The sequence below is a fragment of the Pseudomonas sp. Tul2A7 genome (assembly GCF_054790505.1).
The window spans coordinates 5,635,131-5,657,337 of record NZ_CP186499.1; the positions used below are offsets into that span (position 1 = coordinate 5,635,131).

Genomic DNA, 22,207 nt, shown 5'->3' on the forward strand with positions numbered 1-22,207 from the left:
TTGGCCGCAACCAACCAAATTTTTTGCCCCGCGTATCATTCGGTCGCGGGGCTTTTTTTTGATTTTTGATCAATGAAATCTTGTGGGAGCGAGCCTGCTCGCGAATGCGGTGTGTCAGGCGACACCACCGGGGCAGATCCAATGCTTTCGCGAGCAGGCTCGCTCCTACGGGGTTAACGGTGTTCTTCAGATCGGGTGGTTTCCAGCACTGTGACGGTGGCTGTGGTGCCCGCTCGCAGGCGGTTTTTACCGGCGTAGTCGCCATCGATATCGATCCGCACCGGCACTCGCTGCGCGAGTTTTACCCAGGTGTAGCTCGGGTTGATGTTGGCCAGTAGCCGACTGCCCGGCGCGTTCTCCCGGTCGGCAATGGCGAAGGCAATGCTTTGCACGGTGCCGCCGAAAGTCTCCCCGCTCATCAATTGCACCCGCACCCGATCGCCCTCGCCGATACGCGGCAGTTTGGTTTCTTCGAAGTAACCACTGATGTAGAACGAGTCACTGTCGACCAGCGCCAACAAAGCACCGCCGCTCACCGCGTAGTCACCCTCACGGGTCAGGAGGTTGGTCACGTAACCGCTGACTGGCGACTCGACGCGGGTGCGCTGCAAGTCCAGTTCAGCCTGGGTCAATGCGGCAATCGCCAACTGCACATTGGCCTCGGCAAGACCGAGATTGGCCTGATTGCGCAACACGTCCGCCTGGGCCACGGCCACATCGGTACTGGATTTTTCCCACTCTTCGCCAGAGATCGCAAACCCCTGCTTGAGCGTACGTCGTCGGCGTTCTTCACTCTGCCGCTGCTTGAGCAAGGCTTCACTGGCAACAATGGAGGCTTGAGACTGGCCCAGCGTTGCCTTCGCGACCTCCACCGACCGTCGCGCGTGCTCCACCGCCAGGCTATAGCGCGCCGGATCGATTTCCAGCAGCAGTTGCCCCTTGGCAACATGCTGGTTGTCCTGCACCGCAAGCCTGACAATCCGCCCCGAAACGTCGGCAGACAAGGTCACGACATCCGCCCTCACCCGTGCATCCCGGGTCCACGGCGCACGGGTGTAATGCTCCCAGGCAAACCAGCCGAGTACGATCGCCAGCAGCACCACCGCCAATGTGATCAATCGCGTGAATAGCACTTTCAAGGCATCAGGCTCCCATCAGCAAAATCAGCGTGGCACACACGCAGGCATACAAGGCACCTTCGAACAGCGCCTCATGCCAGACCAGACGCAGCACGCCCAGACGCCGCAATCCCCAGTCCAGCATCATGAATATCGGGATGGCCAGCAGTAACGCCTGGGCAATGGGCGGCAGATAGACACCGCCGATTTCGAAATCAATGGGCAAGGGCTGCTTCTCCTTCCGGGACGGTACGCTGAATGTCGTCACCGTGGCGCTGCAGGAATGACACGACGATCAACAGGGCCACACGCATACGAAACAGCGACCAGACATGCTCATGGCTGGCGACGTGCAGTTCATCGAGTTCTTCGCCCAATATATGCAGGGTGGCCAACAACGGCGTCAGTTGCACGTCCTGTCGCCCGGCGACAAAGCGCCCGGTTTTGCGCACGGCCGATGCCAGACGCTGAGTAAAGGCATCTGTCAGCAGCGCATTGTTGTGTGCCTGCTGTCGCAACTGATGCATCGCCACGCCGAGTGCCACGCAAGCCAGACTGATTTCATACAGTTGCTGCATGGGCCGGCTGTTCACCGCTGGCAGCAGGCCGAGCATGCTGGTCAGGCGATCGACCATACGGCTTTCGAAGGCAAACTGTTGTTCATCGGTCGCGGGGGTTTTGGTCAGCGCATACACCTGCTCGCGCGCTTCGTTATACAGACGGCGAAGGCGCCACGCCGGGCGAAACGGGAAAATCCACGCATAGACAATCAGGGCAAGCATGGCCGCGCTGACGTAGGCGCCGGCGAATTCGAACCATTGAATCGCGGTGTTCTGTCCGGTGCCGACATTCTGCGGGCCGAGCAGCAGGAAACTCGACAATCCCAACCCCATGCCGATCCCCGCTGTTGCCGGACTCGCCAAGCCGACAGCGATCACATACAGCAGCGGTACCAGCAGTAATGCCAACAGCTCGAAATCACTGATCGCCGGTACCAGCATGAATTGATAAAAGGCTGATACCACCAGCGCCAGCCCCAAGCCTCGGGCGTAACTCTGTGCGGCCAGCAGCGGCCGCGGAAACGTCGCCATCAGCGAACAAAGAATGCCCACCAGAATCATCCCGCCTCGTGCGCCATCCCAGGCGGTTTCGATCCAGATCAACCCGGCAACCAGTAATGCGGTAAAGGCGCGGACGGCGTTCATCGAGGCCAGAGTGAAATCCAGGTGCAAGGGGCTGGCCTGACCACGATAAAGGCAACTGGCCTCCCGCCCTTCCTGAATGGCATCGCTCAACTCCAGAATCTGTTCCAGTTGCTGTAACAGCCGCGCCTGTTCCCAACGCAACGCCCATGCCAGCGAACGCAGAGTAGCGCTCATGTCTTCGGTCAGTTGCTCGGCCTTATAGGCCAACACCTCGAACTGTTGCTGCAATGTGACGATGTGATGGCGTCTATCCGGGGGCAGTGACCGCCCCTGCTCCGCCAATTGGTCGAGAAGTGCCAGTTCATCGGCACGAAGGCGTTGGATATCGAGGGGCAGATCACCCTCCCAGCGCTCGGTCAGCAGTTCGCGCTGATGCCGTAAAGCGGTCAACCGCGAGGTCAGCAGCATCAGTTGATTGCCCAGCAATAGCACCAGGTTATTGGCGCTGCGCAAACGTGGCGCATCGAAATACAAATGGCGACGCAACCCTTCCAGGGCGCTGATCTCCCCAAGCAAACGCATTTGTCGGTGTTGAAAATCGGCTTCGCTTTCCTCCGTGCGCAACACTGCCGCGGCATGGCTCGCTGCCAGCTTGATCACCTGATCAACCTTGGCGAAGTAACCTTTGGCCACGGTTTGCGGGCGCGCCGTGAGCAGGCTGACCACACAGACACAGGCCACAGCCAGCAAGGTTTCGGTGACGCGGGTAATGGCAAGGAGGAAGGTGCCATCCTGATCAGGAATAGCCAGCAACGCCACCACCACAGCGGTATAACCGCTGAGTACAAACGCCTGGGAACTGGTGTAACGCAGCAACGTGCCGCCCGCGGTACAGAGCGCCAGCCACAGAGCCAGCGTGGTAATGAACGGCAGCGGCGCCTGCGGGAAGACTGCCATGATCAATACTGCAACCGTCGCACCAAGGGTGGTGCCGATCACCTGGCCGAAACTGCGCGCCAGCGCCATGCCCGCCAACGGCTGACTGACAATGACGACCGCCATGATCGACCACTTGGGCTGATCGAGATCGAACAAAAACGCCAGATACAACGTCAACAGACCCGCCGCAATGGTACGCAGGGCAAACAGCAGTACGGCTTGACCTGGATGGATCACAACCTTGAAATAATTGAACAGAGCTTGCATGGCAACACTCAACGAAGCGACTCCTGCAAGCGTAGACACTGCATCGCATGCCTGACGGGTTTCGAAGTCGACAGAACTTGTAGGGCGATTCGCATGCTCGGTGTTTGACTCAGAGCCCGAGCTGACCGAAGCTTGCCGCTCTGCTCAAGTACGTCTGTTTTCGGAAACCTGCATGCCTCAGTCTCGTCGCTACCTGCTTATCAGTCTTGGCCTAGTCCTCATTGCCGTCGTGGTCTGGCTGTCCGTGCGCAGCACCACTGCGGTGATTCCGGATGCAATCAAACATGGCTACAGCGAAGCGTTGGGCGCCGCCCGTACCGGTGAACCGGGCGCGGCGCGTCAGTTGTATCAGCAACTGGGACGTCCGGATCTTTCGGTCAAGCGGCGTGTCTGGCTGCATGGCGAGTTGCCCAACTACCCAAGCCCACAGGCCCTGAAGCTCGCCGACGCGGATCTCCAGAACGAAGCGCCCGCGGTGCGCCTGGCGGCGATCAAAAGTGTCGTGGGCCTGGTGCCTGGCGGGCAACGCAGCCTGTTGCTGGGGCCGATGCTGGATGACGAGGATCAAACCGTTCGTTTTGCGGCAATCAATGCTCTGCTCGGCCTGTCCCCGGACGAACTGGGTCTGTATTTCGCACCGTTGCAGCAGGCAATCGATGGCTGGGAACAGGCTCTGAAGGATCAACCGGAAAGCGCCGCGTCTTATGCGCAACTGGCGCGCCTCTATATACATAACGCCGAACTCAAGGAAGCGCAGCTGGCGCTGGACAACACACTGCGGCTGGAACCCGGCAACCTGCCGGCATTGGTGATGCAGATCGACGTGCTCGACCGCCAGGGCCAGAGTGACGCCGCCCGCCAACTGCTCGCCCGACAGCTTAAAGCCCAGCCTGACTCCGCCTATCTGCAACATGCCCTCGGCCTGTGGCTGCTGCACCACGGCCAGCGTGAATATGCCTTGCTCGGCCTGTCCAAGGCGGTCGAACTGGAACCCGATAACAAGGACTACCGCTACGACCTTGCAACCACCCTGCACAGTGCGCAGGAGCTGGAAGCGGCGCAGAAACAGTTGCAGGAAATCGTCCAGCGCCACCCTGCCGACCGCAAGGCGCGGGTCTTGCTGATCAATTACTGGAAGGAAAGCGGTCAACTGCAGAACGTACAGATTTTGCTGGCTCAACTGGAGCAGTTGAACCCTGACGATCCGGCGCTGCAGCAAGGTCTCTGATCTTGCGGCAATGGGGTAAATCCTTTCGCGCTGAAGAAAAAGCGGAACTGCCATCACTGCTACGGGTCAAGTAGTTCAGGCCGTTCAATTCAGTCAGCGGTCTCGATTCCCGTAGTCATGAGAGGGCATTTTTTGTCGACATCTAACGAGTTGATCAGTGCGAAAGCCGCCACCGGTATTGTAGGCCTGGATGACATCCTCGCCGGTGGCTTGTCTCGCGGGCATGTCTTTTTGCTGGAGGGTGAACCCGGTACCGGCAAAACCACGGTCGCTTTGCATTTTCTCATGGCCGGCGCCAAAGCCGGCGAGCGCTCGTTGTACATCACGCTCTCGGAAACCGAGCGTGAACTGCGCCAAGGGGCGCTTTCCCATGGTTGGGAGCTGGACGAGAATATCCACATTTTCGAGCTGACACCCCCGGAAAGTCTGCTCAACGCTGAACATCAGCAGAGCCTGCTGTATTCCTCTGACCTGGAGTTGGGTGAGGCGACCAAGCAGATTTTCGAGGTGGTCGAACGCTTCAAACCGACGCGAGTGGTACTCGACAGCCTGTCGGAGATCCGGTTGCTGGCGCAAAGCTCCTTGCGTTATCGCCGGCAGATTCTGGCGATCAAGCATTATTTCGTGCGTTACGACGCCACAGTGCTGCTGCTCGACGACCTGACCACCGAATCCCTCGACAAGACCGTGCACAGTGTCGCCCATGGGGTGATTCGTCTTGAAGAACTGACGCCTAACTACGGTGCCGAGCGCCGACGTATTCGCGTGATCAAATACCGTGGGCAAAAATACCGCGGCGGTTATCACGACTTCACCATCATGGGTGATGGCGTGCACGTATTCCCGCGCCTGGTAGCGGCGGAGCACCGTGGTGACTATCCGCGCCTGCAATTGACCAGCGGCATCAAAGAGTTGGATGCCTTGCTCGGCGGCGGTATCGAAACCGGCTCCAGCACCCTGATTCTGGGCCCGGCAGGTACGGGCAAATCATTGATATCGATGATTTTCGCCGCCGCTGCTGTGGCTCGCGGGGAAAAAGCCGCACTGTTCATCTTCGACGAAGAGCTGGAACTGCTGTTCGAGCGCATGAGAAATATCGGCATCGATCTCAAGGCTCTGCGCGCCACCGGTAATCTGCTGATCGAGCAGGTTGACGCCGCCGAGTTGTCACCGGGTGAGTTCTCCCACCGCGTGCGTCGTTGCGTCGATGAGCGCCAGATCAAAACGGTGGTCATTGACAGCATCAACGGCTATCAGGCGGCGATGCCGGAAGAAAACGCTTTGGTGCTGCACATGCACGAGCTGCTGCTGTATCTGAACCGCAAAGGTGCGGCGACATTCATGACAGTGGCCCAGCACGGTCTGGTTGGCGACATGCAGGCGCCGGTCGACATCACTTATCTGGCTGACACGGTGATCCTGTTGCGCTACTTCGAAGCCATCGGCAAAGTCCGCCGTGCGATCTCCATTATCAAGAAGCGCACCGGCAGCCATGAATCGACAATTCGTGAATACCGGATTTCGACACAGGGCATGACCATCGGCGAACCATTGGAAGCCTTTCAAGGCGTGCTTCGCGGTGTGCCCACTTACCTCGGCGCGAGTAATCCACTGTTACAGGAACAAGGCTCGTGACAGTTGCGGTTCCGCTGTCCGAACGGGCGCTGATTCTGGCGCCCATGGGCCGCGACAGCCAGATTGCGCTGATGATTCTCAACGAGGCGGGTTACGGCGGCATGATCACCCCCGATCTCGCCACGCTGTGTACGCAACTGGAACCCGGTGCCGGGCTATTGTTGATTGCGGCAGAAGCATTGCGCGGTCCGGAAATGGAGGCGTTGTTGCACTATCTGGAGCAACAACCGGCGTGGTCGGATCTACCGATTGTGCTGCTCACCCATCACGGCGGACAGGAGCAAGGCCCGTCTTCGCACCTCCGCGGCCTGCTGGGCAACGTGACTTTCCTTGAGCGCCCTTTTCACCCGGCCACCCTGGTCAGCCTGGTATCCGCCGCCTTGCGCGGTCGACGACGACAGTATGAAGCCCGCGACCGTCTGATCGATCTCAGTGAAAGTGAACGACGCCTGCAATCGACGCTGGAAACGCTTGAGCAACAGGTCGAGGAACGCACCGCCCAACTGCGGCACAACGAAGAAGCGTTGCGCCAGTCGCAGAAAATGGAAGCGGTCGGCCAGCTCACCGGCGGTATCGCCCACGACTTCAACAACATGCTTACCGGCATCATCGGCAGCCTTGAATTGCTGCGTCGGCGCCTGGCGCGAGGTCGCACCGAAGACCTCGACAGCCTGATCGATCTGGGTGTGACCTCCGCTAATCGTGCCGCCGGCCTGACCCATCGGCTTCTGGCGTTTTCGCGCAGACAATCGCTCGATTCGAAAGCCGTACAGATGAACACCCTGGTGCTGTCGATGAGTGAGCTATTGCAGCGCAGTCTCAACGAAAGCATTCAGCTGGACATGCGTCTTGACGACAAGTTGTGGGTCGCCGAAGCGGATCCCAATCAACTGGAAAGCGCCCTGCTCAACCTGGTGATCAATGCCCGCGACGCCATGCCCGAGGGCGGCAAACTGGTGGTCGAGACCAGTAATCAGGTACTGCACCGTGACTTTACTCAGGCCTACTCCAATCTTGAGCCTGGTGATTACGTGATGTTGAGCGTCACCGATAACGGCAGCGGCATGCCGCAGAGTGTGGTAAGCCGTGCATTCGATCCATTTTTCACCACCAAGCCGATCGGTCAGGGTACCGGTCTGGGCCTGTCGATGATCTACGGTTTCAGCAAGCAGTCGCGTGGGCACGTCTCGATCGACAGCGAAATCGATCAGGGCACGACGGTCAAACTTTACTTGCCGCGGTTCCGTGGCGAAGAACTCGAACTTCCCGTTTCCGATACCGAGCAGGCTCCCCAAGCCATAGATGGCGAGACCGTGCTGATCGTCGAAGACGACCCGGCCGTACGCGTGCTGGTCAGTGCGGTACTCAGTGAATTGGGTTATGCATTTGTGGAGGCCGGAGACGCCGACGGCGCCTTGCCGATTCTCAATTCAGCGCAACGCATTGATCTGCTGATCAGCGACGTCGGTCTGCCGGGCATGAATGGTCGGCAACTTGCGGAGATTGGCCGGCAATACCGGCCGGGGTTGAAAGTGTTGTTCATCACCGGCTACGCCGAACATGCGGCCGTGCGTGGCGGATTCCTCGACTCAGGGATGCAGATGATCACCAAACCATTCACTTTTGACCTATTGACCGCCAAGGTGCGGGAGATGATCAAAAGCTGAAACCGCCGAAACACTGAAACTGTAGGAGCTGCCGAAGGCTGCGATCTTTTGATCTTGTTCTTGATCATCAACATCAAAAGATCGCAGCCTTCGTCAGCTCCTACAGGGCTTTACGCGAGCAACTCCTGAATCTTTTCCTGCAACACATCCAGATCGAACGGTTTCTCCAGAATCGGCGCCTTGCGCGTAATCGGGCTGCCGGTCTCGCGGATTTCCTGCGGGTAACCGCTGATGAAAATCACCTTCAGATCAGGACGCAGCTTTACCGCAGGTTCAGCAATCTGCACGCCGGAAATACCGCCAGGCAGGCGAAAGTCGGTGATCAACATGTCCAGATGTGGCTTGCTCGCGAGAATTTCGAAGGCCTGCTCGCCGTTTTCGGCCTGCAGCACGCGATAGCCCTGGCCCGACAGGTAATCTGTCAGAACCATCAAGATAACCGGTTCGTCCTCGACGACGAGTACTACATCTTGCGCATCTACACTCATGGGAAGCCTTTGTTCGGTCAATAGCTGCTGATACGACCGTGTGGTCACTCAGAGGTTGCGTCGGATGTGCCGTTTTCCTCGACCGGCAGACAAACGCGAAACAGGGCGCCCTCGTGGATTTGACTCTCGACGACGATGGAACCGCCATGGGCGGTGACGATCTGCTCGGAAATGAACAGACCCAGTCCGAGGCCGGCCACTACCGTCTTGGCGGAGACCCGTTCGAACTGTTGGAAAATGCGCTTCTGGTTCTCTTCGCTGATGCCGATTCCGTGGTCCTGAACCTCGACCCGCGCCTGGTTGCCCTGACGGTAAACGCGCACCTGAATCGGGCTTCTGCCACCGTAACGCAAGGCATTGGTCAACAGATTGGAAATGACCTGCTCGATGCGAAACTCATCCCAGCAACCCTCCACCGGATGCTCCGCTTCGAAGGAAACGGTGGTTTCCGCTGCCTCAATCTGCTGCGCGAAGTTCTGCAGCAGATTGCTCACCAACTGCACCAGATCAAAACGACTTGGACGGATCGACAGCTTGCCGGTGCGAATCCGCGACACGTCGAGCATGTCCTCTATCAGCCGGATCAGGCTTTTGATCTGTCGCTCATCGCGATCGACCATGGCGTGCATCTTGTCGAGGGTGAACGCTGCGGCGTTGTCCCGCGCCAGGTGCATCTTGCGCAATTGGGTTTCAAGTATCAGGCCGTTGAGCGGCGTGCGCACTTCGTGAGCGACGATTGACATGAAGTCATCGCGCATCCGCACCGCTTGCTCAAGTTCAAGCTGGGTGCTCTGCAACCGTTGCAGCAGTGCCTCCTGCTCGCGCCGGGCCTGCTCCAGGGCTTCGACCTGTTGCTTCATGGCTTTGCTCTGGCGGTACAGGTCGACAAACACATTGACCTTGCTTTTTACCGCGTGGATATCCAGCGGCTTGTGCAGGAAGTCCACCGCGCCGCTTTCGTAGCCTTTGAACGCGTAGTTCAGTTCACGGCCGGCGGCGCTGACGAAAATGATCGGGATGTTCTTGGTTTTCTCGGTACCGCGCATCAACTCCGCCAGTTCGAAGCCGTTCATGCCCGGCATCTGCACGTCGAGAATGGCCATGGCGAACTCGTGTTGCAGCAGCAGCGACAGTGCCTCGTCCGCCGACAGCGCTTTGTAAACAGTGCGGTCTTCGCGTTTGATCAGGGCTTCGAGAGCCAGCAGGTTCTCGGGCAGATCGTCGACGATCAGCAGTTTTGCCTGGATATTACTCAGCATGCGATTCGTTCCAGCTCGACTAGCAGACGGCCGATGCCGTGAATGGGTAAGACATGATCCGGCGGCTGAATTTTCAGCGCGGCCAGAGGCATAGTGGCGACCTGAGCGTCTTCGGGGTCTTGCACGATGGTCAGCCCGCCATGGCGTTTGACCTGAGCAAGACCGCGCGCACCATCGTGATTGGCGCCCGTCAGCAACACAGCCGCCAGCCTGGTTCCGTAGACATCGGCGGCGGATTCGAAGAGGTAATCGATCGATGGCCGGGAATGATGAAGGCGGTCCTCAAGGCTCAAGGACAGACTGCGATCCTGTTCCACGGACAGGTGATAACCGGGAGTGGCGAAATACACCGTACCGGCCTCGATGTCCTGTTTGTCCGTCGCCTCTTCCACCGGCAGCAGCAGACGCCGGGCAAACACCTCGGCCAATTGGCTGCGGCGCTCTTCAGGCAAGTGCAGCACGATGATGATCGGCAACACAAACCCCTTGCGCAAAGGGCCAAGCAGATTCATCAATGCTTCGACACCACCGGCCGAAGCACCGACCACAATAGCCTCGATTCGAGGCAGATCCGTGGTGTCGTTCATGATTTGCGGTAGATCCGTTCTTGTTTCACCAAGGGCTCGAACTGGTTGGCGTAGCTGGAAAAATCCAGCGTCTCTTTGCTGCCGAGCACCAGAAAACCGCGATGGCAAAGCGACTCATGGAACAACCCGAACGCCCGATCCTGAAGTTTCTTGTTGAAGTAGATCAACACGTTGCGGCAAGAAATCAATTGGGTTTCCGAGAACACACTGTCGGTGGCCAGGCTGTGATCAGCGAACGTCACGTTTTCGCACAGGCTCTTGTCGAAAATCGCGTAACCATAAGCGGCGGTGTAGTAGTCGGCAAATGAACACTGCCCCCCGGCCTGCTGGTAGTTGGCGGTATAGGCGCGGACGTTCTCCATCGAGAAAATCCCTTGCTTGGCCTTGTCCAGCGAGCGCGGATTGATGTCCGTAGCGTAAATGATCGTGCGATCAAGCAGGCCTTCTTCGCGCAGCAGAATCGCCATCGAATAGACCTCCTCGCCGGTGCTGCATCCGGCGATCCAGATTTTGATCGACGGATAGGTCCTGAGCAGCGGCACCACTTCCTTGCGAATCGCCAGAAAGTGCGACGGGTCGCGAAACATCTCGCTGACGGGAATCGTCAACAATTGCAGCAATTGCATGAACGCGGTCGGGTCGTGCAGGACTTTTTCCTGCAACGCCGAAATGGTCGCGCACTCGAACTGGCTCAACGCGTGTTGCACCCGGCGCTTGATCGAAGCGCCTGAGTAATCGCGAAAATCGTAGCTGTACTTGAGGTAGATTGCCTCGATCAACAGCCGCAATTCGATTTCACTGTTTCGTTCCACGGAGTGACTACGTTCCACTAAATGCGTTCCATCTTCGGTAACCACACGCGAATCAGCGAGAACAGGCGATCCAGGTCGATGGGCTTGGCCAGGTAATCATTGGCACCCGCCTGCAGGCAGCGCTCCTGATCGTCCTTCATAGCCTTGGCCGTCACGGCAATGATTGGCAGTTTGCGCCAGCGCGGATCCTTGCGGATTTCAATGGTGGCTTCGAAACCGTCCATTTCCGGCATCATCACGTCCATCAACACCAGATCGATGTCCTCGACTTCGTTCAACTTCTCAATCGCTTCACGGCCGTTACGGCCGATCACCACGACCGCACCTTTGGTTTCAAGGGCACTGGTCAAAGCGAAAATGTTGCGTACATCGTCATCGACCAGCAGCACTTTGCGACCCTCGAAGACCTTGTCGCGGCTGCGCGCGGTCTTGAGCATCTTCTGCCGTTCATGGGACAACTGCGATTCGACTTTGTGCAAAAAGAGTGTGACCTCATCGAGCAGACGCTCCGGCGACCGTGCGCCCTTGATGATGATCGAACGCGAGTATTTGCGCAGGTCTGCCTCTTCATCGCGCGTCAGGTTACGACCGGTATAGACGATGACTGGCGGGAACGAGCAGATGTCTTCGGTGGACATGCGCTTGAGCAGTTCATTGCCAAGCATGTCCGGCAGCTTCAGGTCGATGACCATGCAGTCGAAAATCGTCGTGCGCAGCAAATTCAGGGCGTCTTGCGCCAGGCCCACGGCGGTGATCTCGATGTCTTCGTCACCGATCAGCCGGGCGATGCTCTCGCGCTGCAGATCGTCGTCCTCGACCAGCAACACTCGCTTGACCTTCTGGGTCAGTTTGGCTTCCAGACGGGCAAACACATCCTTGAGCTCTTCGCGGGTAGTCGGTTTGACCGCGTAGCCAATGGCCCCCATGTGCATCGCCGCTTCGACGCGGTCCTCGACCGAAATCACATGCACAGGGATGTGGCGGGTTTCGGCGTGTTCCTTCAAGCGTTGCAATACGGTCAGACCGGAGTGATCCGGCAGGCGCATGTCGAGCAGGATCGCGTCCGGCACGTACTCGCGAGCCAGGTCGTAACCTTCATCGGCACCATGGGCAACCAGACACTGATAACCGAGTTCATGCGCCAGATCGTAGAGGATGTGCGCAAAGTTAGGCTCGTCCTCCACCACCAGGATGCAGCGAGTGGCGAAAGGAGCCTTGTCACGGTCATCGGCGAAACGCGGAATGTGCACTGGCGCAAGCGGCGAAACCGAAACAGCAGGTGCAACGGGCGCGGTCACCGCTGGTGCTGGCGGGGTGAAGGTCAACGGTGCGCTCGATACATCGCTGAGCTCGTTGTACTGCTGCGGCAACACCAGCGTGAACACACTGCCCTGCCCCGGCACACTGCTGACGCTGATGGAACCGCCCAGCAAGGTCGCCAGATCCCTGGAGATCGACAGGCCAAGCCCGGTGCCGCCGTACTTGCGGTTGGTGGTGCCGTCAGCCTGGCGGAACGCTTCGAAAATGCTTTCCTGTTGATCGGCGGCAATGCCGATACCCGAATCGCGCACGATGAACGCGATGCGATCGTTGGGCTGACCGCTGATCGTCAGGCTGACCGCGCCTTGCTCGGTGAACTTGAGGGCGTTGGACAGCAAGTTCTTGATCACCTGTTCCAGGCGCTGGCGGTCGGTGAACAGCGTAGTTGGCGCGTCCGATTGCAATGCGACAGTGAATGTCAGGCGTTTGTCCGCCGCCAGCGGTTCGAACACGCTGCGCAGGCCATCGGCCAGACGCGCGACGCTGGTGGTTTCCGGAATCACTTCAAGCTTGCCGGCCTCGACCTTGGAGATATCGAGGATGTCGTTGATCAAGTTGAGCAGATCGTTGCCGGCGGAGTAGATCGACTCGGCGAACTTGACCTGTTCGGCGCTGAGATTGTCCTGCGGGTTTTCCGCCAGCAACTTGGCCAGAATCAACGAACTGTTCAGCGGCGTGCGCAGTTCGTGGGACATGTTGGCGAGAAATTCGGACTTGTACTTGCTTGAGCGCTGCAGTTCTTCGGCGCGCTCTTCGAGCTGCACCTGAGCCTGATTCAGTTCGGTGTTTTTCAGATCCATGGCGTCGCGTTGCTCGGCCAGGGTCTGCGCCTGTTCGGCCAGCTGCTCGTTGGTCTGCTCCAGTTCGACTTGCTGGGTCTCCAGATGCGCCTGGGACTCCTTGAGAATCCGCGATTGTTCTTCCAGCTCTTCGTTGGCGGTTTTCAGCTCTTCCTGCTGCACCTGCAACTCTTCGTTGAGCTGCTGGGTTTCGGCCAACACTTCCTGCAAGCGCTGACGATAGCGCGCAGCTTCAATGGAGGTACCGATGTTGCCGGCAATCAACTCCAGCAGTTCGATATCGCGGTCATTGAGCGGCCGCAGGAAACCCAATTCGATCACGCCGTTGACCCGATCATCATCGCTGGTGGGCACCACCAGCACACTGTGCGGCAAGCCTTCACCCAGCCCGGAGCTGACTTTGAAGTAGTCGGACGGCACCGAATCGAGACGAATCAGCCGCGCCTGCTGCGCCACTTGGCCGACGATGCCCTCGCCGCTGTAGATCGACTGTTCCTGCTCTTCCTGCTCACGGGAGAAGCCATAAGTCGCCACACGCTTGAGGCCGCCGTGCTCTTCACGCACATACAGCGCGGCTACGGCGGTGCCGAGGTATTGCGCACAGAATTGCAGAATATTGCGCCCCAACAGATTCAGCGTCAGTTGTCCCAGCACCTGTTCGGCCAGTTCGGTCTGACCATTGCGCAACCACGCCTGCTGTTCCAGACGCACGGCACTGGCTTGCTGTGCGGCCAGATTGGCGCCGTAGCTGGTCGACAGATTGACCAGATCACGTCGGCCGATATAAGCCAGCAAACCACTGATACCGGCGATGAACACGAGGTAAAGGCTGATGCTCCAGATTGTGGTGCGGCGCACCTCTTCATTGCGCGTCGTACGCAAGACCTGTTCGGTCTCGATAACGTCTTCGAATTGCTTGCGGATTTCGTCCGTCAGGCGCTTGCCACGCCCTGCCTTGACCGCGCCGCGGTAATCGCCACTGGATCGCTGCAGATCGATCATCGATTGCGCGTAATTGGCCCACTCGGTCTGCAACGCCTGGAGGCGGCGCAGACGATCGGTTTGCACCGGATTGTCGGCAGTCAGTTCGAGCAAGGTATTGAGCGCCACGGTGATACGCGGCTTGGCCGTCTCGTAAGGGTCGAGGAAGTGCTCGTCGCCGCTGAGCAGATAACCGCGCATGCCGGTTTCCAGGTCCACAGTGAGCTTCACCGCTTCATTGGCGTTATTGATCACTCGGTCGGTGTGCTCCACCCACTGGATAACCGACAGCAGATAAGTGATCAGCGACACGAAGAACACGGCACTGAGTACACCGACGCCCAAGGGCAGACTGATGTTGCGACTCAGGAGTTTGCGAAACCGTTGCTCATCAACCGTAGACGGAGAGGACATGGGGCAGCCTTGTCGAACTGTTGAAAACCCGAGAGTTTGCCCCAAAACGGTGGTATGGATCCATTTTTCTCACAGCTTTGGCAGCAAATTCCTACATTTGCTCGCGTCTAGAGACACGCCAACAGTTATCCTTGCCTGGCCATTTGCAGTAAATGTTTTTTGTATCAAACCGGGAACTTATGGCCATGCGCCACTTACTCATGCATGAGCCCGGCAGATTCGACCGGCCGATACCCTGAATTTCCATCTTTGAGAGCCTCTATTATGTCCACCCCAGCGTCCATCATCCTTGTAGTAGAAGACGATGCCATTGTGCGCATGCTGATCGTCGATGTGCTGGAGGAGTTGGAGTACAAGGTGCTGGAGGCTGACGGCAGCGAACAGGCGCTGGAGTTTCTCAATGACGAGAACCAGAACATTGATTTGATGATGACCGATGTAGGTTTGCCGGGTATGGATGGTCGTGAGTTGGCGACTCAGGCACGCATCGTGCGCCCCGCCCTGCCAATCCTGTTTGCCAGTGGTTACGCTGAAAGTATCGAAGTGCCCGAAGGCATGCAGGTCATCGGCAAACCCTTTTCGATCGATCAATTGCGCGACAAAGTAAAAAGCATCACTCAATAAACAACTCAACGGACCGCCCCTTTCAAACAACTTCAAGGGGCAGTCCGGCCTCATATTTTCGCGAATAAGATACAAGCTGGCGAGCTGTTGAAGTTCGGGGGTGATCGACAAAGTTGCCGAGTTGTCAGCTGTCGCGCCGCTGTCGCCAATAAATGGGTACTACCAGAGCTTCTACTCGGCAGAGTTCGACCGTCTGGTGAACTTCGTGAATATTACACGGTGGCGAAATTCGATGACGCCAGGGTCGGCGACATCCTCGTGCATGAGATGTCTCATGGTGCGCCGGACACGCTTGATTTGTACTACGGTGAAATAATACGAGGTGCCCCCCCGGCAGAATACAACGCGGTCGGGTTACTGGAATTTGCCAGAGACGCGCACAAGGCCCATCCTCAGAATCTCAGTAACCCCCATTTCCGCTTAGGTGTTTTAGAGGGTTACGAGGAGTTTAAAGCGACGATTTCGAGCCGACCAAAAATCGTACAAGAGCACCCTGCGTTGTTAAACGCCGAATCTTATTCATTGGCGGTTTCGTTGATCGACCAACATACAGCCAACTATGCAACATTTATGTTCAACCTATCCATCATCACCAACTCGATCAATAACACAGCTCCCGGCGAATTTCTTTCCGGGCCGATCCTGCTCAATCTGGCCAAACCAAACTTTTAAACCCCGCATATTTTCCGGGCCGCAACACTGACAGAGGGCGCAGGCAACCACCACTGTGGTTTAATTGCGCCCTTTTTTCGCCCACGCTTTGCTGCATAGGATCACCGCTAATGACTCAGCCCGTTACCAAAGTCCTGGTCATCGGATATGTCTGGCCCGAACCGCGCTCGTCCGCCGCCAGTGGCCACGTCATGCAGATCCTCGAAACGTTTTTGCAACAGGGTTGGGACATCACCTTCAGCAGTCCCGCCGGCCCCGGCGAACATAAGGCAGACCTCTCTACGCTGGGTATTCGCGAAGTATCCATTGAACTCAACAACAGCAGTTTCGACGTATTCATCAGTGAACTGGCGCCGGATATTGTGCTGTTCGACCAGTTCATGATGGAGGAGCAGTTCGGCTGGCGGGTTGAAAAGCACTGCCCCGAGGCCCTGCGTGTGCTGGAAACCTCCGACCTGCAGAGCCTGCGACATGCCCGCCATCAGCGGCTCAAGGACCACCTGAAAGCCAACAGCGATCAGGACGACTTCAGCGAGCTGTTTGCGCCGGCATTGCGCGAAGAGTTTGAGTTGATGGCCGATACTGATCTGGCCAAACGGGAAATCGCGGCGTTGTACCGCTGCGATCTGAACCTGATGATCTCCGAAGTTGAAATCGAGTTGCTGGTCGAGCAATTCGGCTTGCCGCGTCAGTTGTTGCATTGGTGCCCACTGATGATTGACCTGCCAGGTGCCCCCCCTGCGGCCTTCACCGATCGAGCGCACTTTGTAAGCATCGGCAACTTCCGGCACGCGCCCAACTGGGATGCGGTGCTCTGGATGAAATCCATCGTCTGGCCACTTATACGTCAGCAATTGCCGCAAGCGCAGTTGCACATCTATGGCGCGTACACACCGCCCAAGGCCACGGCGTTGCATAACGCTGCGCAGGGTTTTCACATGATGAACTGGGCCGAAGACGCGTTGCAGGTCATGTCCGCCGCCCGGGTTTGCCTGGCCCCGCTGCGCTTCGGCGCCGGTATAAAGGGCAAACTGGTTGACGCCATGCTGTGCGGCACACCGAGTGTCACCACCCCCATTGGAGCGGAGGGCATGCATGCCGGTCAGCCGTGGCCCGGTGCCGTCGCGCTTTCAGCGACCGAGTTGGCCAACCAGGCCGTTCGCCTCTATCAGGATGAAACGCAGTGGCAGGCGAGCCAATTGGCGGCAAACACCTTGCTCGGCGAGCGCTACCAACGGGCAGTGCATGGTCAGGCGCTGATCGAAAAGCTGCGTGATTGCCAACTGAACTTGCCGACACTCAGAGCCAATAACTTTATCGGCAGCATGTTGCGGCATCATGCGCACAAAAGCACTCAATATATGGCGCAATGGATTGAAGCAAAAAACCGCAATACGTCGCCAACGTGACGACCAGTAACCGGTCGTGACGACACACACTGCATAACTACCGATATTGGCCAAACAAATATCAAGCGCTATAACCATCCGCTCTCGCATCAATAATGACTTTCATTAATCACTTGTGCCGGATGGATAACATGACGCAATTCAACAGACAAAAACTGCCTCTTTACGAGTGGATGAAAGCAGCCCCGGAAATCGACACACTTTCACTCAATGAGCTGACATTGCCAGGCACCCATAACGCCGGTTGCGACCTGGAAGCCGACTATTCCAATGTATTCATGCGTAACTGGTTCGCCTGCCAGGACGTATCCTTTTACAGTCAGCTCAACCGCGGCGCCCGGGCGCTTGATGTGCGCCTGGTCTACAACCCCCATGCGAACGGGCTTGAAAAGTTCCGGTTTGTACACGACAAGACCTGGTCTTCGCGCACGCTGGCCGACCTTGTTCGCGACATCAAAGCGTTTCTCGAGAGAAGTTTTAATGAGTTCATCATTTTGGACTTTCACAAAATCGAACACGGCGCTGAACCCTTCGATTTCAAATACTTCAATGAGCTAATGAAGGCGCAACTGGGTGAGCACATCATCCCTACTGCCAACAGACACCTGACACTTGGCCAATTAAAGGACGTCAGTCGACTTCAGCGAGTGCTGGTCACCGCACCTGCCAACCGCCACCTGGACCGAACCGTCTTCGGCGCGCAAATAACCCATCAATGGGCTGGCAGTGACTTTCTGAAAGTTGTCGGAGATACCCTGGAGCAGATAGCTCAACCCCAACACACGCGCCTGCAGGCGTTCATTGCCAGAGTGTTGGCTGAGCCTCGCGAAAAGTCGGCACCCTGGTCGCTGTCGGCAGCCATCTATGACGCTGGCGGGCCTGTCAGAATGCTTGATCAGCTCGACACGTGGTTCGATCCAGACAACAGTGACTGGGCAGAAAAATGCAGCATTATCAACTTCGATTTCATAAAAAACTCAAACCTCGTTTATTTCTGCTATCAGGCGAATATCAAGAAGGCCTTTGAAAAATCCCGAGGGTATTCTTCCTATATCCTCCGCCATTCAAACAGCGATAAACAGTAAACCAAGTGAATCATGTTCGCCAAGTAACAAAGAAAAATCACTTGGCGACATTACATAGCGCACGCCCGCATCCACCGATACACGAATTGCATTAAACAAAGCATTGGCCAAACAAGCCCCAGACACTATAAACATCCTGCGCGCACAACTTCTATAACTTTACGCAGGACAATGAAATGCTTAACACCAAACTCGAAAACATTCCACTTAATCAATGGATGTCCGCCATCCCGCAACTTGATAACTTGTCCCTTTTTGAACTGACACTGCCTGGAACGCATAATGCCGGCTGTGACTGGAAAGCCTCGTACGCATTGCTTCCAGGCAAACACTTCATCGCCTGCCAGGATGATTCTTTCTACGCGCAACTCAACCTTGGCGCGCGAGCACTGGATGTTCGCCTGGAGTATCACGACAAAGCCAAAGGCTTCAGTCAGTTCCGCTTTCAGCACGACGGGTATCTTACTTCGCGAACCCTTGAAGATCTTGTTCGCGATGTCAACAGATTCCTCTCGGAAAGGCCGGATGAATTCATCATCCTCGACTTTCATGAACTGAAAAAAGGTGACAGTGAGTTCAACTTCATCAAGTTCAGGGATTTGATGCTGCAACATCTAGGCGAACGCATGATTCCCCCCCATAACGTGTACCGCTCACTTGGCCAGCTCAAACAATCAAGCGCTCTGCAAAGAGTCCTGGTTACAGCGTCGATGCCGTGGAACGCAAACGACAATCGGTTTTACTCACCAATCAACCACAAATGGATCGGCCAAAGCCTTGTCAGCACCACTGACCTGCACCAATTCATTACAAAGGTGATGGCCGAGCCCAGGAGCAGGCAACGCCTCTGGTCGCTCTCTGCTACGTGTTTTACGTTTCCCGGCGGGCCAAAGCGAATTCTTAATGATCTGGACACCTGGTTCTCCCCGGACAGGACAGGCTGGGCGAAGCTGTGCAACATCATCAATTTCGATTTTATTAAAGACTCGAAAATTGTGTTTTATTGCTGTCTGGCCAATCTTGAGAAAGCTAACGAGAAGGCGCAGTAACGCTGCGCGTGCAGTCTGGTTGAGTCAGCTCCATGGAATGCCCTCGCAACGAACTGGCGCACGCCACGGCAAACGAGGCATGATCGGCGGGCGATAATAAAAAAAGCTGCCCGCCATGACCCGAACCGCCCGCGTGACCGACCCTTCATACGAGTTGATGGATGACCATAACGGGTTGTCCATCATCTACCGCCAGCACGGCTTCCCCTGCCCGCTGGTACGTTGGCATTTCCACAAGGAATACGAACTGCATCTGATCGTCGCCAGCGCCGGAAAGGTGTTCATCGGCGACTACATCGGCAACTTCTACCCCGAAACCCTGTTTCTCACCGGGCCCAATCTGCCGCACAACTGGATCAGCCAGGTAGCTGAAGACGAAGTGGTTGAAAAGCGCGACATGCTGGTCAACTTCACCGATGAATTGTTCGAAGACGGCCATCAGGTTTTCGCCGAACTCAAATCCCTTGCACCGCTGCTGGAGCGTGCGCAGTACGGTATCGAATTCCGCTGCAAGCACACGATTCGCCAAGCGATGACGCTGATGCAGCGCATTGCCGATTCCAGAGGCATTACCCGCCTCGGCCACTTCTTTATCCTGATGGAATTGCTCGCTGCGAGTGACGACTATCAATTACTCTCGGGCGCCACTAACACGCAACTGGCCGATGAACACAACATCGACCGCACCAACCGCGCCGTGGACTACATCTTTGCGCACTACGCCCGGGATATTTCACTGGAGGAAGTCGCGGAACATCTGGGTATGACACCCACTTATTTCAGCCGAGTGTTCAAACAGGCCACCGGGCGCAACTTCATCGAGTTCGTCAATCGCCTGCGCATCAGCAAATCCTGTGAACTGCTGGCTGACGGCGACAAACCGGTGACCGACGTGTGCTTCGAATCCGGCTTCAACAACATTTCCAATTTCAATCGGCGTTTTCAGCAGCTCAAGGGCATGACGCCGTCGCATTATCGACGGCTCGCGGTGCAGCGCCTGACCGAACAGAACCGCCTCTGACAACACAATTCCACTGTAGGAGTGAGCCTGCTCGCGATAGCGGTGTGACAGCTTGCAGAAATGTTGGCTGACATTCCGCTATCGCGAGCAGGCTCACTCCTACAAGGGGCTGTGTCGACATCAGAAACCTGTACTCATTCGATGGCGCCTCCCCGCTGGAAAGCCCTGCCCTGCGTTGCCCCCACAAAAGCCCAGTGCAAAAAAGTATCGATAAAAGTGCTAGGGATGATTTGTCAGCCCTGCGATTGAAGGCTGTAATCAGTGCACATTCTTCCTGTCGTCGGAAGACACAAAAACAATAACTGTCCTTCTGCCTCCCACCGGACGCAGAAAAGGAGTGCACGATGCAACCCACTGCAAAAGCTCTGCTTGCCCTCACCTGCATGACCCTCAGCAGCGTCAGCCTTGGCGCCCAGACGCTGACCATCGCCACCGTCAACAACAGCGACATGATCCGTATGCAAAAGCTCTCGAAAACCTTCGAGACCGAGCATCCGGACATCAAACTCAATTGGGTGGTGCTGGAAGAAAACGTCCTGCGCCAACGCCTGACCACCGACATCGCCACTCAGGGCGGTCAGTTCGACGTGTTGACCATCGGCATGTACGAAGCGGCACTGTGGGGCGCCAAGGGTTGGCTGGAACCGATGAAGGATCTGCCGGCCAGTTACGCCCTCGACGATGTGTTCCCGTCGGTGCGTGAAGGCCTGTCGGTCAAGGGTTCGCTGTACGCCCTGCCGTTTTATGCGGAAAGCTCGATCACCTATTACCGCACCGACCTGTTCAAGGATGCCGGCCTGACCATGCCCGAGCGTCCGACCTGGGAGCAGATCGCCGGTTTCGCCGAAAAACTCACTCACAAAGACAAGGAGCAATACGGCATCTGCCTGCGCGGCAAGGCCGGTTGGGGCGAGAACATGGCGCTGATCACCACGGTTGCCAACGCCTATGGCGCGCGCTGGTTCGATGAACAGTGGAAGCCGGAATTCAGCGGGCCGGAATGGAAAAACGCGCTGAACTTCTACGTCGACACCATGAAGAAATCCGGCCCGCCGGGCGCCTCCAGCAACGGTTTCAACGAAAACCTCGCGTTGTTCAACAGCGGCAAATGCGCAATGTGGGTCGATGCCAGCGTTGCCGGCTCGTTCGTCACCGACAAGACCCAGAGCAAGGTTGCCGATCACGTCGGCTTCACCTTCGCCCCGCATCAGGTCACCGACAAGGGTTCGGCCTGGTTGTATTCATGGGCGCTGGCGATCCCGACCAGCTCCAAAGCCAAAGACGCGGCGAAAGAGTTCAGCGCCTGGGCTACTTCCAAAGAGTACGGTGCGCTGGTGGCCAAGACCGACGGCATCGCCAACGTACCGCCGGGGACTCGCGCCTCGACCTACAGCGATGCCTACATGAGCGCCGCGCCGTTCGCCAAGGTCACGCTGGAATCGCTCAAAGCGGCTGACCCGAGCAAACCGACGCTGAAACCGGTGCCGTACATCGGCATTCAACTGGTGACCATTCCTGAATTCCAGGCCGTGGGTACGCAGGTGGGCAAGCTGTTCTCGGCGGCGCTGATCGGCCAGACCACGGTGGATCAAGCCCTGGCTGCTGCGCAGCAAACCACTGAACGCGAGATGAAGCGCGCCGGTTATCCCAAGTAACCGCTGAACGACTTGCTCCTGCCTCCTGTGGG

General features: G+C 57.2%; 18 protein-coding genes. 10 read left to right on the forward strand and 8 right to left on the reverse strand.

The window, feature by feature from the left end:
- Positions 1-173: 173 nt before the first annotated feature.
- The 3 genes from ACOYXJ_RS25065 to ACOYXJ_RS25075 are packed head-to-tail and all read right to left on the reverse strand — an operon-like array spanning position 174 to position 3,469.
- The gene (locus tag ACOYXJ_RS25065; RefSeq protein ID WP_150793377.1) at positions 174-1,139 is read right to left on the reverse strand and encodes a biotin/lipoyl-binding protein; all 966 of its coding nucleotides are present in this window, start codon (positions 1,137-1,139) and stop codon (positions 174-176) included.
- Positions 1,140-1,143: 4 nt separating this feature from the next.
- The gene (locus ACOYXJ_RS25070) at positions 1,144-1,344 is read right to left on the reverse strand and encodes a DUF1656 domain-containing protein (RefSeq protein ID WP_095120872.1); all 201 of its coding nucleotides are present in this window, start codon (positions 1,342-1,344) and stop codon (positions 1,144-1,146) included.
- The gene (locus tag ACOYXJ_RS25075) at positions 1,334-3,469 is read right to left on the reverse strand and encodes an FUSC family protein (RefSeq protein WP_460372143.1); all 2,136 of its coding nucleotides are present in this window, start codon (positions 3,467-3,469) and stop codon (positions 1,334-1,336) included. The genes ACOYXJ_RS25070 and ACOYXJ_RS25075 overlap by 11 nt, the downstream gene beginning before the upstream one ends.
- A 172-nt stretch (positions 3,470-3,641) precedes the next feature.
- Here ACOYXJ_RS25075 and ACOYXJ_RS25080 point away from each other — a divergent pair, with 172 nt between their 5' ends.
- The 3 genes from ACOYXJ_RS25080 (at position 3,642) to ACOYXJ_RS25090 (ending at position 7,999) form a co-directional block, all read left to right on the forward strand.
- On the forward strand, positions 3,642-4,697 hold the full coding sequence (locus ACOYXJ_RS25080; RefSeq protein ID WP_102901822.1) for a tetratricopeptide repeat protein: 1,056 nt from the start codon (positions 3,642-3,644) through the stop codon (positions 4,695-4,697).
- 132 nt (positions 4,698-4,829) lie between these two features.
- Entirely contained in the window at positions 4,830-6,332 is a 1,503-nt protein-coding gene (locus ACOYXJ_RS25085) for an ATPase domain-containing protein (protein WP_150793379.1), read from the forward strand.
- Entirely contained in the window at positions 6,329-7,999 is a 1,671-nt protein-coding gene (locus ACOYXJ_RS25090) for an ATP-binding protein (RefSeq protein WP_460372145.1), read from the forward strand. The genes ACOYXJ_RS25085 and ACOYXJ_RS25090 overlap by 4 nt, the downstream gene beginning before the upstream one ends.
- 110 nt (positions 8,000-8,109) lie before the next feature.
- On the opposite strand, the gene ACOYXJ_RS25095 is transcribed toward ACOYXJ_RS25090, so the two are convergent.
- Genes ACOYXJ_RS25095 through ACOYXJ_RS25115 form a run of 5 tightly spaced genes read right to left on the reverse strand, consistent with a single transcriptional unit; the run spans position 8,110 to position 14,660 of the window.
- A complete protein-coding gene (locus tag ACOYXJ_RS25095; RefSeq protein WP_003225116.1) occupies positions 8,110-8,487 on the reverse strand; it encodes a response regulator in 378 nt (125 codons plus the stop codon).
- 44 nt (positions 8,488-8,531) lie between these two features.
- Complete coding sequence (locus ACOYXJ_RS25100; RefSeq protein ID WP_460372147.1) at positions 8,532-9,746, reverse strand: hybrid sensor histidine kinase/response regulator; 1,215 nt, start codon at positions 9,744-9,746, stop codon at positions 8,532-8,534.
- A complete protein-coding gene (locus tag ACOYXJ_RS25105) occupies positions 9,740-10,333 on the reverse strand; it encodes a chemotaxis protein CheB (RefSeq protein WP_150793381.1) in 594 nt (197 codons plus the stop codon). Before ACOYXJ_RS25105 ends, ACOYXJ_RS25100 begins: the two co-directional genes overlap by 7 nt.
- Positions 10,330-11,163: a CheR family methyltransferase gene (locus tag ACOYXJ_RS25110; protein ID WP_095120878.1), complete on the reverse strand. Its 834-nt coding sequence runs from the start codon at positions 11,161-11,163 to the stop codon at positions 10,330-10,332. Before ACOYXJ_RS25110 ends, ACOYXJ_RS25105 begins: the two co-directional genes overlap by 4 nt.
- Positions 11,163-14,660: a response regulator gene (locus ACOYXJ_RS25115; protein WP_460372150.1), complete on the reverse strand. Its 3,498-nt coding sequence runs from the start codon at positions 14,658-14,660 to the stop codon at positions 11,163-11,165. Before ACOYXJ_RS25115 ends, ACOYXJ_RS25110 begins: the two co-directional genes overlap by 1 nt.
- Before the next feature lie 264 nt (positions 14,661-14,924).
- On the opposite strand from ACOYXJ_RS25115, the gene ACOYXJ_RS25120 reads away from it, so the two are divergent.
- From ACOYXJ_RS25120 to ACOYXJ_RS25150, 7 genes are all read left to right on the forward strand, one after another.
- A complete protein-coding gene (locus tag ACOYXJ_RS25120; protein WP_150793383.1) occupies positions 14,925-15,284 on the forward strand; it encodes a response regulator in 360 nt (119 codons plus the stop codon).
- A 219-nt stretch (positions 15,285-15,503) separates the two neighbouring features.
- Positions 15,504-15,956, forward strand: coding sequence for a hypothetical protein (locus ACOYXJ_RS25125; RefSeq protein WP_460372152.1), 453 nt, complete (start codon positions 15,504-15,506; stop codon positions 15,954-15,956).
- 110 nt (positions 15,957-16,066) lie between these two features.
- Positions 16,067-17,365 (forward strand): glycosyltransferase, encoded by a 1,299-nt coding sequence (locus ACOYXJ_RS25130; RefSeq protein WP_460372153.1) that lies wholly within the window; start codon positions 16,067-16,069, stop codon positions 17,363-17,365.
- Positions 17,366-17,496: 131 nt separating this feature from the next.
- Complete coding sequence (locus ACOYXJ_RS25135) at positions 17,497-18,450, forward strand: PI-PLC domain-containing protein (protein WP_150793385.1); 954 nt, start codon at positions 17,497-17,499, stop codon at positions 18,448-18,450.
- Positions 18,451-18,626: 176 nt separating this feature from the next.
- Positions 18,627-19,499, forward strand: coding sequence for a phospholipase (locus ACOYXJ_RS25140; RefSeq protein WP_460372156.1), 873 nt, complete (start codon positions 18,627-18,629; stop codon positions 19,497-19,499).
- Positions 19,500-19,614: 115 nt separating this feature from the next.
- Positions 19,615-20,520: an AraC family transcriptional regulator gene (locus ACOYXJ_RS25145; protein WP_095120885.1), complete on the forward strand. Its 906-nt coding sequence runs from the start codon at positions 19,615-19,617 to the stop codon at positions 20,518-20,520.
- 344 nt (positions 20,521-20,864) lie between these two features.
- On the forward strand, positions 20,865-22,175 hold the full coding sequence (locus tag ACOYXJ_RS25150; protein ID WP_137217900.1) for an ABC transporter substrate-binding protein: 1,311 nt from the start codon (positions 20,865-20,867) through the stop codon (positions 22,173-22,175).
- Positions 22,176-22,207 lie beyond the last annotated feature (32 nt).

Excerpts from the sequence above, each read along its gene's own strand:
- ACOYXJ_RS25105 (WP_150793381.1), bottom strand. The coding sequence starts at position 10,333 with ATGAACGACACCACGGATCTGCCTCGAATCGAGGCTATTGTGGTCGGT.
- ACOYXJ_RS25115 (WP_460372150.1), bottom strand. The coding sequence starts at position 14,660 with ATGTCCTCTCCGTCTACGGTTGATGAGCAACGGTTTCGCAAACTCCTG.
- ACOYXJ_RS25130 (WP_460372153.1), top strand. The coding sequence starts at position 16,067 with ATGACTCAGCCCGTTACCAAAGTCCTGGTCATCGGATATGTCTGGCCC.
- ACOYXJ_RS25075 (WP_460372143.1), bottom strand. The coding sequence starts at position 3,469 with ATGCAAGCTCTGTTCAATTATTTCAAGGTTGTGATCCATCCAGGTCAA.
- ACOYXJ_RS25145 (WP_095120885.1), top strand. The coding sequence starts at position 19,615 with ATGACCCGAACCGCCCGCGTGACCGACCCTTCATACGAGTTGATGGAT.
- ACOYXJ_RS25150 (WP_137217900.1), top strand. The coding sequence starts at position 20,865 with ATGCAACCCACTGCAAAAGCTCTGCTTGCCCTCACCTGCATGACCCTC.
- ACOYXJ_RS25120 (WP_150793383.1), top strand. The coding sequence starts at position 14,925 with ATGTCCACCCCAGCGTCCATCATCCTTGTAGTAGAAGACGATGCCATT.
- ACOYXJ_RS25080 (WP_102901822.1), top strand. The coding sequence starts at position 3,642 with ATGCCTCAGTCTCGTCGCTACCTGCTTATCAGTCTTGGCCTAGTCCTC.
- ACOYXJ_RS25100 (WP_460372147.1), bottom strand. The coding sequence starts at position 9,746 with ATGCTGAGTAATATCCAGGCAAAACTGCTGATCGTCGACGATCTGCCC.
- ACOYXJ_RS25135 (WP_150793385.1), top strand. The coding sequence starts at position 17,497 with ATGACGCAATTCAACAGACAAAAACTGCCTCTTTACGAGTGGATGAAA.
- ACOYXJ_RS25095 (WP_003225116.1), bottom strand. The coding sequence starts at position 8,487 with ATGAGTGTAGATGCGCAAGATGTAGTACTCGTCGTCGAGGACGAACCG.
- ACOYXJ_RS25140 (WP_460372156.1), top strand. The coding sequence starts at position 18,627 with ATGCTTAACACCAAACTCGAAAACATTCCACTTAATCAATGGATGTCC.